The organism is Arthrobacter sp. LAR12-1-1.1 (genome assembly GCF_040676555.1).
GTDB lineage: Bacteria > Actinomycetota > Actinomycetes > Actinomycetales > Micrococcaceae > Arthrobacter.
Genome location: NZ_JBEGIG010000078.1, coordinates 160,792 through 173,301 on the forward strand (window position 1 = coordinate 160,792; position 12,510 = coordinate 173,301).

Below are 12,510 nucleotides of genomic sequence, written 5' to 3' on the forward strand. Positions count from 1 at the left end.
TCAGGCTATGAATACTGCCGCCGCCCCAGAGGCAATGCGCCCCTCGGAACTGGAATCGGGAAGCCCTGTCTCGCACAGGGGCCGGGTCCTCGCGTGGGCCGCGTGGGACTGGGGTTCGGCTGCCTTCAACGCCGTCATGACAACGTTTGTTTTCACCGTCTACCTGACCTCCAAGGCATTCGGCGGGGAGGACCAGGCCTCGGCGGTCCTGGGCGCCGCGCTGGCGGCCGCCGGTGTGGCCGTCGCCCTCCTGGCCCCGGTCACCGGGCAGCGCTCGGACACCGGGGGCCGGCGGAAGCTGTGGCTGGGAGTCAACACGGCCGCCGTCGCGCTCCTGACCGGGCTGTGCTTCTTCGTCTTTCCCCGGCCCGACTTCCTGATCCTCGGCGTCACGCTGATAGCACTGGGCAACGTCTTCTTCGAATTTGCGGGGGTCAACTACAACGCCATGCTCACCCAGATCTCCACCCCGCACAACATCGGCAAGGTCAGTGGCTTCGGCTGGGGAATGGGGTATCTCGGCGGCATCGTGGCGCTGCTGATTGTGCTCCAGCTCTTTGTCCAGCCCAGCTTCGACTGGTTTGGCGCCTCCACCGCGGACAGCCTGAACATCCGGCTGGTGGCAGTGTTCTCGGCCCTGTGGTTCTTCATCTTTGCCCTGCCGGTGCTGTTTGCGGTGCCGGAGCTGCCACGCTCCGAGCGGGGCGCAGGCATTGGGTTCCTCGCCTCCTACGGCCTGCTGGTCCGGCGTATCAAGGCGATCTACCGGACCAGCCCGCACACCATCTACTTCCTTCTCGCGAGCGCCATCTTCCGGGACGGGCTGGCCGCGGTTTTCACCTTTGGCGGGATCATCGCGGCCGGCACCTTTGGCTTCGAACTCAAGGACGTCATCTTCTTCGCGATCTTCGGAAACGTCGTGGCGGCCGTCGGCGCCATCCTCGGCGGCTTCCTGGATGACAAGATCGGGCCGAAGTCCGTGATCATCGCGTCCCTCGCCGGCCTGCTGGTGGCGGGCACGGCAATCCTGGTCCTCGGCAACGGGAGCTACGAGTTCTTTGGCATGGCCTGGGCCGGGACCACCACATTCTGGATTTTCGGCCTGCTGCTGTGCCTCTTCGTGGGACCGGCCCAGTCGTCCTCCCGCGCCTACCTCGCCCGGCTCGCCCCGCACGGCGAATCCGGCGAGCTCTTCGGCCTCTACGCCACCACGGGCCGGGCCGTGAGTTTCCTCGCCCCCGCCCTTTTCACCCTGTGCATCACAGTCGCCGCTCCCTTCGTGGAAGCCGGCGAGGCCCAGCGCTGGGGCATCCTCGGCATCATGGTGGTGCTGCTCGCGGGCCTGCTCGTGCTCCTGCCGGTCAAGGCCCCCGACCAGACCGAAATCGCGGTGGTCCCCGAGGCGTGAGGCGGCCGAAAAGCCGGTTCGCGCACTAGGCTGATCATATGAACGTGGATGAGACGGACCTCCCCGGCCTCGGCCGGCGCAAGGACTTCATGACTGCCTCCGGACGCCGGATCGGCGTGGTCGAATACCGGGAGGGCCAGACAGAACTCATCGTCTCGACCTGGGACGATCCTGACACCTGCCAGGCCTCCGTCCCGCTGACCGCGGACGAGTCCGCCACCCTGGGCAACCTCCTGGGCGGCCAGCGCCTTGCAATGAAACTCTCCGAAGCCCACCGGGAAATTCCCGGCATCGTCACGCGCCAGTTCTCGATCAGCGCCGAGTCCCCCTTCCAGAACCAGCCGATGGGCAAAGCGTGCATCCGGACCCGCAGCGGGGTCTCGATCGTGGCCATCATGCGCGAAGGCGAGGTCCTGCCCTCCCCGGGACCCGACGTCGTCCTTCACCCCGGTGACCTCCTCGTTGCGGTGGGAACGCAAGAAGGCCTGGACACGGCGGCCGGCATCCTGCGCAACGGATAAGCGGCATGGATCCGCTCGCCCTGACCCTGATCGAGCTGGGGGCCGTCGTCTTCTGTCTCGGCCTGCTGGCCAGACTGGCCGGGCGGATCGGCATGTCGCCCATCCCGCTCTATCTGGTGGGCGGGCTGTTCTTTGGGGCCGGCGGCCTCGTCAAACTCGAAGGCATGCACGAGTTCGCCCATCTTTCCGCCGAGATCGGCGTGATCCTGCTCCTGCTTATGCTTGGACTGGAATATACGGCAACCGAACTCGTCACCGGGCTGCGGCGGTCCTGGCAAGCCGGCATCCTCGATCTGCTGCTCAATTTCCTGCCCGGCGCAGGGCTCGCGGTGATGCTGGGATGGGGCGTCGTGGGGGCGATGGTGATGGGCGGCGTCACCTACATTTCTTCCTCCGGGATCGCGGCCAAGGTGATTACCGATCTCGGCCGGATCGGCAACCGGGAAACCCCGGTGGTCCTGTCCATCCTGGTCTTCGAGGACCTGGCCATGGCCGTGTACCTGCCGGTCCTGACCGCCACCCTGGCCGGCGTCAGCTTGCTGATGGGCCTGCAGACCGTGGGCATCTCCCTGGCCGTCGTCACCCTGGTCCTGGTGGTGGCCCTGCGGCACGGGCACCACGTGTCCAAGGCCGTGCACAGCGAGAACTCCGAGGTGTTCCTGCTCAACCTGCTGGGCGCGGCGCTTCTTGTGGCGGGGCTCGCCGCCGCCATGCAGGTTTCCGCGGCCGTCGGAGCGTTTATGCTCGGTATCGCGATTTCCGGCGCCACGGCCCACAGCGCCACCCGTGTCCTGGAACCGCTCCGTGACCTCTTCGCGGCGATCTTCTTCGTTGTCTTTGGCCTCAACACAGACCCCCGGTCCATCCCGCCGGTCCTTGGCTGGGCCCTGTTGCTGGCCGTGGTGACGGCAGCCACCAAGATGATCACCGGGTTCTGGGCCGCCAAACGGGCCGGAATCGGCGTTCCCGGCCGTTACCGTGCGGGGGCCGCCCTGATCGCGCGAGGCGAGTTCTCGATTGTCATCGCCGGCCTGGCTGTCGCCTCCGGCGTGGTGCCCTCGGATCTGGCAGCCCTCGCCACCGCCTACGTCCTGATCATGGCGATCGTGGGGCCGCTGGCCGCCCGCTTCGTGGAGCCGCTGGTCCGGGTCCTGCGCCGTCCGGTGAGGGGACCCGCGTTCAGGACCTCCGGCCCGGCGTGAGGCTGCCGCCGGTACGAGCCGCGGCGCTGGATGTCGGCGTCAGATTACAGCGCCTGAAATGGGCTAGATGTCGGTGAGGTGGAAATTCAGGTGGCTGCGGCTGGCAGTGGGACCGCGCTGGCCCTGGTAGCGGTTGCCGTATTCCCCCGAACCGTAGGGGTGCTCCGCGGCGGAGGACAGCCGGAAGAAGCACAGCTGGCCGATCTTCATGCCCGGCCACAGCTTGATGGGCAGCGTGGCCATGTTGGACAGTTCCAGCGTGACGTGGCCGGAGAATCCGGGATCGATGAAGCCTGCCGTCGAGTGCGTCAGCAGGCCGAGCCGGCCAAGGGAGGACTTGCCCTCGAGGCGGGCCGCGATGTCATCCGGCAGCGTCACGGTCTCGTAGGTGGAGCCAAGGACAAACTCCCCCGGGTGCAGGATAAACGGCTCGCCGGACTCCACTTCCACCAGGCGGGTCAGCTCGGGCTGCTCTTCGGCCGGGTCGATGTGGGCGTATTTGTGGTTATCGAACAGCCGGAAGAACTTGTCGATCCTGACGTCCACGGAGGACGGCTGGACCATGGCGGGGTCGAACGGTTCGAGGACAATCCGCTCGGAGTCAATTTCGGTTCGAATGTCGCGGTCAGAGATCAGCACAGGTTCAAAAATACCGCACGGCGCCCTGCCGGGCCGCACGGACGGACGCAGCCGCCCAGTGTGACATCCCCGGGGCGTCTGCACCCAGACGTCTATTCCGCGGCAGGCATATCTTCGAGGAGGGACTTGAGCCGTTCGAGCTGGCCCACCTCGGCCTTCATCCGCCGGCGGAACGGGCTGGTCATCCGGACCATGAATCCCTTGGGCTCGTAGTTCAGGGCGAAACGGACGCGGGTACTGGGACCCTCCGTGCTCAGGTAGTAGCCGCCGTGCGGCCGGGCAGGGCCGACGAGGACCTGGTACTGGATCTCCGCGCCCGTCCGGGCCGCGATGATTTCGAAGTCCGCGGCCACGGGACGTCCGCCGGGCCCTGCGACCGTCTGCCGGTACACAGCACCTTTGGCACCGGCGGCGCCGGAGAGCAGTTCCACGCTCCTGACCCCTTCCCGCCACAGCGGCAGATGGACCGGGTCCAGGAGGAAGTTGTACACGCTCAGGGCGTCACGGTGGATGATGACGTCGTACTCTGCGAATGCCACGAAAATCCTTGCTCGGCGGACGGCAAATGGGCGTAGCCCGCTTCCCCCGAACTGCAGCTAACCATTTCAGGATAGACAGCAAGGCCCGCCCCGCGCGGCTGCGGGACGGGCCTTTATCGAAGAGTTATCGCCCCCGGACTGCATCCAGGCTGCGTGTCGCTCAGTGACTGCTTCGCAGGGGCTGCTACAGGGACTACTTTTCGGTTAGCTTCGGCACCGAGAACACCACAATGGCCCCGATCACGGCGAACGCTGCGAACATGTAGAAGTTGAGCTGCCAGCCGAAGGCCATCCCGGCAATCAGCCCGCCGATCAGCGGCCCGCAGATGGCGCCGATGCGTCCGATGCCCAGGGACCAGCTCAGGGCGGTGGCACTCAGGGACTGCGGGTAGTGGGTGGCGCAGTAGCCGCCCACCAGGATCTGGGTTCCCACCGAGCCGAGGCCGGCGAAGGCGACAATGACGAGCAGCATCGCCAGCGGCAGCTGGAGGCTCAGCATGAGGATCGCCACGAAGGCCAGGATGAAGGAGCCGGTGACCACCTTGCGGATGCCGATCTTGTCCGCCAGCACGGAGGCGCTGATGGAGCCGACTATCGCGCCGGCGTTGAGGACCAGCAGGAACGTCAGGGCATCCCCGAGCTGGAAGCCGGCCTGGCGCATGATCTGCGGAAGCCAGGTGTTCAGCCCGTAGACCAGCAGCAGCCCGCAGAAGTTCGCGAGCGCAAACAGGACGGTGGAGCGGAGCCACTTGCGGGTGAACAGGGTCTTCATGGCTGACTTCGGCGCCTCGGCACCGGTCTTGACGTCCTCTGCGGTGACGATGTCCGAGTAGACCAGGCCGTAGCGGTCCGCGGTGGCCCTGGCTTCTTCGATGCGCTGTTTGCGGGCCAGGTACGCCACCGATTCGGGCAGGACCTTCCAGGCGACGGGGAGCAGGGTGAGAAGAGGCAGGGCGCCGATGGCGTACATCCAGCGGAAGTCGATGTGCGGCAGGAGGTTGATGGCAAGCAGCGAGGCGCCGACGCCGCCCACGGAGTACCCGCTGAACATCACCGCGTTGGCGATCTGGCGGCGCTCCTTGCGGGCGTATTCGACCGTCAGCGCAATGCAGGTCGGCACAATGCCCCCCAGGCCCAGGCCTGTCAGGAACCGCAGGAAGCCGAACACCTCGGCGGACGGCGCGAAGGCCGTGAGCAGCATGCAGATGGAGAACCACGCGATGCAGGCGAGCATGATGCGGCGGCGGCCCAGCTTGTCTGTCAGGATGCCGACCGAGAGCGTGCCGACCAGCATGCCCACCAGGGCGAGGCTGCCGATCAGGCCGGCCTGCGCGGGGGTGACGCCCCATTCCTGGAATTTCAGGATCGTGGGGACGGTGGATCCGTAGACCACCAGGTCGTAGCCATCAAAGACGATGGCCAGGAAACACAGGATGAGGACGGCGTGGCCCTTCCAGCGGGTCGTGGCCTCGTTGCGCAACTCAGTCGACATTGACTGCGTCATGGATCTACCTCTCGTTGAGATTTCATGGGGATTTGTGCGGTGGCTCACATGCTGTGCCCACTGTGTCACGCTTTGATTCCGACAGTAAACAAGTCAGTATATATCGTTTACGTAACGATCGTCAGGTATTATCCGGCCGGCGTCAGTGGCCCTTGAACGCCTCGGCGAGCCACCAGGCGCCGCCGTCGGACGAGATCTTGGCATCGATGACCAGCGGGCGGGCGGGCCTCTCGCGCACCCAGGCGCGGACCTCCTCGAGATCCGCCACGCTGCGGACCGTCACTGCGTCCGCGCCGAAGCCCCGGGCGATCGCGGCGATGTCCGTGTCCGGGAAGGTCACGGTACTCAGATCGACGGCGGGGCCGACGGCGGGACCGTTACCGTCCGCAGCTCCCGCGCCAAAGTGGTGGACTTCCGCCCCGTAGCCTGCATCGTTGTAGATGATGCAGACGAGCGGCAGCTCCAGCCGGACGGCGGTCTCCAGTTCGCTGATGCCCATCAGGAAGCCGCCGTCCCCGGCACCGAGCACGGGCAGCCGGTCCGGCCGGGCCAGCGCAGCCCCGATCGCGGTGGAGAGCCCGAGACCGATCGACTGGAAGGCCTGCGTGAAGCAGAACCCGAACTCGTCCGGGACCTTCAGATAGGTGCTGGGATAGCCCATGAAGTTGCCGGAGTCGATCGAGACGATCCGCTCCGCCGGCAGGATGGCGTCCAGTTCGCGGCTCAGCTCCCGCGGATCGATCCGTCCGCCGCCGGAGAGGTCCGGCGTTTCGACGTCGTTCCAGCGCGAGCGTTCTGCGATGGCCGCCGCGTTCCGCGCGGTGCGGTACCGCTGCGCCGGGGCCGGCTGGAGCGTCCGCAGCTCCGTGAGGACATCCGCCGCTGTCAGCGCGGCATCCCCCACCACGCCCAGGCCGATGGGCCGGTTGGCACCAAGCGCGGAGTCCTCGACGTCGACCTGGGCCACGGCGGTCCCGTCCGAGATCAGGTGGCCGTGCCGCATGGTCCACATGTTCAGGGCGCAGCCCCAGCCGACGATCAGGTCGGCGCCCTGGATCAGCTCGGCGCTCAGTGGTGAGGAGAATCCGCCCGAGATCCCGAGGGCGAACTCCTCGTTGTGGAACAACCCGTTCGCCACCGCGGACGTGGCCACGAGGGCACCGGCGTGGGCGGCAAGGCTGAGCAGTTCCTCCCGCGCATTCCTTGCCCCGCGGCCTGCCACAAAGACCGGGCGCTCCGCGGCGTTGATCAGGTGTGCCAGGCGCCGGACGCTGGGGGCGGCGGGGCGGACCGGCTGGGCTTCGGCGACGGCGGCCGGGTGCGCTGCCGCCCGTGCGCTTGCCGGCGCCGGGGCGGACTGGACGTCGAGGGGCAGGTTGAGCACCACGGTGCGGCGTTCGTTCCGGGCGGTGCGGAAGGCCCGGAGGGTGTCCGCGACGGCGGTGGCCGGGGAATGGATCCGCTCGCTCACGGCTCCGACGCTGCGGGCGAGGGCGTCCTGGTCGATCTTGAAGTTGGAGCGGACAGCGGATCCCTGGGTGTCGGCCGTCAGCACGATCAGCGGCGTGCGGCTCTTGGCGGCTTCCCCGATCCCGGTGACGGCGTTGCTCAGCCCGCAGCCCTGGTGTGTGCTCACGACGCCCACCCGGCCGGACATCCGGGCGTAGGCGTCGGCCATTGTGGCGGCGCCGCCCTCGTGCCGGGCGGCGGTGAAGGGCACCCCGGCCAGGCGCAGGGCGTTGGTCACCTCGAAGTTGCCGCTGCCGACGACGCCGAAGACATGCCCGACGCCGAGCTCCGCCAGGGTCCGGCCCACCAGCTGGGCGACCGTCCCGGCTGCCTGCTGCGCCGGAGCCCCGTCTGTGTCCCGGGCCGTGTCCCGTGCCGCTTCGACGGGCTCGCGGGAGGCTTCAAAGGTGCCGGGGGAAATGTGTGAAGCTACTACCATGGACTTACCTTCCATTGAGTAATGCACCGGTTGAGTACTGCACTGGTTGAGTGCCGCACTGCTGCTGACTGCTCTTCGAACTTCCAGGCGGCATCCATGAACCCCACCCAGTCCCTTCCGTGCACGGCCACGACGGCGACTCTGGAACGGACCATCGAATGGGTGGATACGGATGCCGCGGGGCACCAGCACAATTCGGCGGTGCTCCGCTTTGTTGAGGCCTGCGAGGCCAAGTTGTTCCGGGACCTGGATCTGCCGGAGTATTTCCCGACGGCCCCGCGGGTTCGCCACGAGGTCAACTACCGGGCGAAGTTGTACTTCGGCCAGCAGGTCACCACCACCGTAGTGGTGGAGAAAATCGGCCGCACGTCCATGACGTTCAGCTTTGAAGTGTGGGGCGAGCCGTTCCGCGGCGAACCCCGCGCCCTTGCCGCCCACGGGTCCTTCGTCACCGCCCATGTGGCCCAGGGCGGCACGGCCGCCACCCCGTGGCCGGCGGAGCTGACGGCCAAGGTCACCGCCCGCGAGGCCTCCGGCCGGGACTAACCCGTCCGGACGCTGCCCGGCACCGCGCCTTTGCGGCACCGGGCATTGGGCCCGGGCAGCGGCCCTCCAACCGGCGCTAGACCGACGCCGGCACCTTGGCCGGCGTCCAGCGCAGGTGCGTCGGCAGTTCGGCGGCCTCCGGCTCCCGCACGAGCGCCAGCCGGGGCCGGACCGCGTCGGTGCGCGCCGCCGGTGGCTTCCGGCTGCCGGCCCGGAACTGCTGCGGCCAGGCGGCGCCGGGCCCCCGGTAGTCCTGCTCGATCGCCGCATGCAGGGTCCACTGCGGATCGAACAGGTGCGTACGGCCGAGGGCGCAGAGGTCCGCGCGGCCTGCCAGCAGGATTGAGTTGACGTCGTCGTAGGAGGACACCGCCCCCACCGCGATCACCGCGACGCCTGCCTTGTGCGCCACTTCCTGCCGGATCCGGTCCGCGAACGGCGTCTGGTAGCTGCGGCCGTAGGCTGGTTTCTCCTCCTTGACCACCTGGCCGGAGGAGACGTCCACGCCGTCGGCGCCGTGCTCCACGAACGCCCGGGCAATCGCGACGGCGTCGTGCTCGTCGTTGCCGCCGGGGGCCCAGTCCGTCGCCGAAAGCCGCACGGTCAGCGGCTTGTCCGCCGGCCAGGCGGCGCGGACGGCGTCGAATACCTCCAGCGGGTAGCGCAGCCGGTTCTCCAGCGGTCCGCCGTATTCGTCGCTGCGCCGGTTGGCCAGCGGCGAGAGGAACGAGGAGAGCAGGTAGCCGTGCGCGCAGTGCAGCTCCAGCAGGTCGAAGCCCGAGGCGGCCGCACGGACGGCGGCGGCGACAAACTCGTCCCGGACCCGGTCCATTTCAGCGCGGCTGATTTCCCGCGGCGCCGGGCTGCCGGGGCCGTACGGGATAGCCGAGGGGCCCACCGGCTCCCAGCCGCCCTCGGGAAGCGGTTCGTCGATGCCTTCCCACATGAGTTTGGTGGAGCCTTTGCGGCCGGAATGGCCAAGCTGGACGCCGATGGCCGCCGTCGAGCGCTCGTGTACGAACTCGACGATCGTGCGCCAGCTCTCCTGCTGGGCCTCGTTGTAGAGGCCGCTGCAGCCCGGCGTGATGCGGCCGGTCTCGGAGACGCAGACCATCTCGGTCATGACCAGGCCGGCGCCGCCGAGGGCCTTGCCCCCGAGGTGGACCAGGTGGAAGTTGCCCGGGACGCCGTCGGTGGCGGAGTACATGTCCATCGGGGAGACGACGATCCGGTTCTTCAGCTCCAGCCCGCCGATCCGGTACGGCTGGAACATGGCAGGGGCACTGGACGCGATGCCCTGCGTGCGGGCGAATTCCTCATCCACGCGGGCCGCGAACTCGGGATCGCGCAGCTTGAGGTTGTCGTAGGTGATCCGGCGGCTGCGGGTGAGCAGGTTGAAGCAGAACTGCACCGGGTTCTGGTCCTTGTACATGCCGATGTTCTCGAACCATTCCAGCGAGGCCTGGGCTGCGCGCTGGGTGGATTCGACCACGGGCCGGCGCTCGGTTTCGTAGGCTGCCAGGGCGGCCTCGAGCTCGGCGTGCTCGTGCAGGCAGGCCGCCAGGGCGAGGGAGTCCTCCATGGCCAGTTTGGTGCCGGAGCCGATGGAGAAGTGCGCGGTGTGTGCGGCATCGCCGAGGAGCACGATGTTGCCGTGCCGCCAGGACTCGTTGCGGACCGTGGTGAAGTTGATCCACTTGGAGTTGTTGACCAGGACTTCGTGGCCCTCAAGCTCCTCGGCGAAGATGGCACGGATCGCGTCGACGGCCGCCTCGTCGCTTTCGCCGGGCCGGAAGACCTTGTGCTCGGTGGCGTCGAATCCGGCGTTGCGCCACACGTCCTCGTGCATTTCGACGATGAAGGTGCTGCCCTCGTCCGAGTACGGGTAGCCGTGGATCTGCATGACGCCGTGCTCGGTGTCCTTGACGAAGAACTTGAACGCCTCAAAGACGAGGTCGGTGCCCAGCCACATGTACTTGGACTTGCGGACGTCCAGGCTGGGCCGGAACACCTCTGCAAAGCGGGAGCGGACGGCGGAGTTCAGGCCGTCCGCGGCGAGGACCAGGTCGTAGTCCGGGCTGAGTTCCTCAACGTCGGGCGCCAGCGTGCTGAAGCGCAGGTCGACGTCGAGTTCGGCACAGCGGCGCTGCAGCAGCTCGAGCAGCTCCTTGCGGCTCATGGCGGCGAAGCCCTGCCCGCCGACCGTGTGCTGCGCGTCCTTGAAGTGGATGTCGATGTCGGTCCAGCGGGCGAAGCGCTCGGACATGTACTCGGCGATCACGGTGTCCGCGTTGCCGATGCCGCCCAGGGTCTCGTCGCTGAAGACGACGCCGAAGCCGAACGTGTCGCTTGCGGCGTTGCGTTCCCAGACGGTGACCTCGTGGTTCGGGTCCAGCTGCTTCATGAGGGCGGCGAAGTACAGTCCGCCCGGACCGCCGCCGATGATTGCGATTTTCATGTGGTGCCTCTCAGGCGTTCTGGTGTTCGGGGGTGGCGGCGTCAGCGGCCAGCTGCTCGCGCAGCCGGAAGTGCTGGAGTTTGCCGCTGGGGTTGCGGGGCAGTCCGTCAACGAAGTTCACCTGCCGCGGGTACTTGTACGGGGCGATGGCCTGCTTGACGAAGTCCTGGATTTCCTTGCGCTTCGCGTCATCGGCCTCGACGCCCTCGCGCAGCACGATGAAGGCGCAGACCACGCTGCCCCGGTCCGGGTCGGGCCTGCCGACGACGGCGTTTTCCATCACGTCCGGGTGCTGGTCAATCGCGGCTTCCACCTCCGGGGCGCCGATGTTGTAGCCGGAGGACACGATCATGTTGTCGGAGCGGGCCTGGTAGTAGAAGTAGCCGTCCTCGTCCCGGCGGAAGGTGTCGCCGGTGACGTTCCAGCCATTGACGACGTAGTCCAGCTGGCGGGAATCGTTGAGGTAGCGGCAGCCGGTGGGCCCGATCACGGCGAGGCGTCCGACGGCGTCCGGGCCGAGTTCCCCACCGTCGTCGTCCAGAATCGTGGCGCGGTAGCCGGGGACGGCCGTGCCGGTGGCGCCGGCGCGGATGTCCTCCCCTGCCGCGGAGATGAAGACGTGCAGCATTTCGGTGGCACCGATGCCATTGACCAGCTTCAGGCCGGTGCGTTCATGGACCGCGCGCCAGGTCTCGGCCGGCAGGTGCTCACCGGCTGAGACTGCCGTGCGGAGGCTGGCGAGCAGCCCCTCGGCGCCTTCCTTGAGGATCGCCTTGTAGGCCGTCGGTGCGGTGAACAGGATGGTGGCCTTGGCCGCGTGCACGGCCTGCGCCAGTTCGAGCGGGGTGGCTCGTTCGGTCAGCAGCGAGGCGGCCCCGAAGCGCAGCGGGAAGACCACCAGGCCGCCCAGCCCGAAGGTGAAGGCCAGCGGCGGGGACCCCGCGAAGACGTCCTCCGGCGTCGGCGCAAGGATGTGCCGGGCGAAAGTGTCAGCGTTGGCGAGGATGTCGCGGTGGAAGTGCATGGTGATCTTCGGCGTTCCGGTGGTGCCCGACGTCGGGCCGAGCAGGGCGACGTCGTCCGCGGCGGTCGGGACGGCGCTGAACTCGCCGCTCTTGGCAGCACAGCGGGCGGTGAGGTCCGTGCCGGTGCTGCCCCCCATGGCCAGCACCGGCACGTCGTTTCCGGCTGCCTCGGCGAGGTCGTCCAGGAACCGGCTGTCGCACAGGGCGGCGGCCGGTGCGGTCAGCTCCAGCAGGGTCCGGATCTCGTTGGCGCGCAGTGCCGGCATGATCGTGACCACCACGGCGCCGGCCTTGAGCACGCCAAGCCAGGCCGCGACGAGCCACGGGTTGTTCGGCGAGCGGAGCATCACCCGGTTCCCGGGGACCACCCCCAAATCCTCAACCAGGACCTGGGCCACCTGGTTGGCGTGGCGCTGCAGCTCACCGTAACTCCAGGCGTTGCCGTCCGGGGTGAGCAGGGCCGGGCGCTCGGCACCGAAGCTGCGGACGGCGGCGTCAATCAGCGCGGCGGCGGCGTTGAGCTGTTGCGGGTACTGCAGTTCCGGGAGGGTGAACTCCAGCGCGGGCCACTGCTCTGCCGGCGGCAGATTGTCACGCGCGAAGGTGTCCTGGTGCGCCGAGGGCGTCAGTTCCATGGCAAACCTTTCGTATCGTCATTGATAAGAGGTCACTGATAAGAGGTCACAGCTAAGAGGTGGAACGGCTCATCGGTTGCTCCGT

General features: G+C 67.9%; 10 protein-coding genes. 4 read left to right on the top strand and 6 right to left on the bottom strand.

Annotated elements, in window-relative coordinates; translation table 11 throughout:
* Nucleotides 1–7: 7 nt before the first annotated feature.
* The 3 genes from MRBLAR12_RS22850 to MRBLAR12_RS22860 are packed head-to-tail and all read left to right on the top strand — an operon-like array spanning nt 8 to nt 3,131.
* On the top strand, nt 8–1,408 hold the full coding sequence (locus tag MRBLAR12_RS22850) for an MFS transporter (RefSeq protein ID WP_364748690.1): 1,401 nt from the start codon (nt 8–10) through the stop codon (nt 1,406–1,408).
* A gap of 38 nt (nt 1,409–1,446) precedes the next feature.
* On the top strand, nt 1,447–1,929 hold the full coding sequence (locus tag MRBLAR12_RS22855) for a cation:proton antiporter regulatory subunit (RefSeq protein ID WP_229993108.1): 483 nt from the start codon (nt 1,447–1,449) through the stop codon (nt 1,927–1,929).
* 5 nt (nt 1,930–1,934) lie between these two features.
* Nucleotides 1,935–3,131 carry a cation:proton antiporter gene (locus MRBLAR12_RS22860; RefSeq protein ID WP_229993107.1) on the top strand — a complete coding sequence of 399 codons (1,197 nt, stop codon included), beginning with the start codon at nt 1,935–1,937 and terminating at the stop codon, nt 3,129–3,131.
* Nucleotides 3,132–3,194: 63 nt separating this feature from the next.
* On the opposite strand, the gene dcd is transcribed toward MRBLAR12_RS22860, so the two are convergent.
* From dcd to MRBLAR12_RS22880, 4 genes are all read right to left on the bottom strand, one after another.
* Nucleotides 3,195–3,770, bottom strand: a complete 576-nt coding sequence (gene dcd / locus MRBLAR12_RS22865) for a dCTP deaminase (protein WP_090579904.1) — start codon at nt 3,768–3,770, stop codon at nt 3,195–3,197.
* Between the two features lie 92 nt (nt 3,771–3,862).
* Nucleotides 3,863–4,309: an SRPBCC family protein gene (locus tag MRBLAR12_RS22870; RefSeq protein WP_229993106.1), complete on the bottom strand. Its 447-nt coding sequence runs from the start codon at nt 4,307–4,309 to the stop codon at nt 3,863–3,865.
* 193 nt (nt 4,310–4,502) lie between these two features.
* On the bottom strand, nt 4,503–5,813 hold the full coding sequence (locus MRBLAR12_RS22875) for an MFS transporter (protein ID WP_229993105.1): 1,311 nt from the start codon (nt 5,811–5,813) through the stop codon (nt 4,503–4,505).
* Between the two features lie 142 nt (nt 5,814–5,955).
* Nucleotides 5,956–7,761, bottom strand: coding sequence for a thiamine pyrophosphate-binding protein (locus tag MRBLAR12_RS22880; RefSeq protein ID WP_229993104.1), 1,806 nt, complete (start codon nt 7,759–7,761; stop codon nt 5,956–5,958).
* Between the two features lie 96 nt (nt 7,762–7,857).
* Between MRBLAR12_RS22880 and MRBLAR12_RS22885 the strand changes: the two genes are divergently transcribed.
* On the top strand, nt 7,858–8,307 hold the full coding sequence (locus MRBLAR12_RS22885) for an acyl-CoA thioesterase (RefSeq protein WP_229993103.1): 450 nt from the start codon (nt 7,858–7,860) through the stop codon (nt 8,305–8,307).
* A gap of 76 nt (nt 8,308–8,383) precedes the next feature.
* Here MRBLAR12_RS22885 and MRBLAR12_RS22890 read toward each other — a convergent pair whose 3' ends face one another.
* The gene (locus MRBLAR12_RS22890) at nt 8,384–10,765 is read right to left on the bottom strand and encodes a bifunctional salicylyl-CoA 5-hydroxylase/oxidoreductase (RefSeq protein ID WP_364748696.1); all 2,382 of its coding nucleotides are present in this window, start codon (nt 10,763–10,765) and stop codon (nt 8,384–8,386) included.
* Nucleotides 10,766–10,775: 10 nt separating this feature from the next.
* Nucleotides 10,776–12,425, bottom strand: coding sequence for an AMP-binding protein (locus tag MRBLAR12_RS22895; RefSeq protein ID WP_364748699.1), 1,650 nt, complete (start codon nt 12,423–12,425; stop codon nt 10,776–10,778).
* Nucleotides 12,426–12,510: the final 85 nt, after the last annotated feature.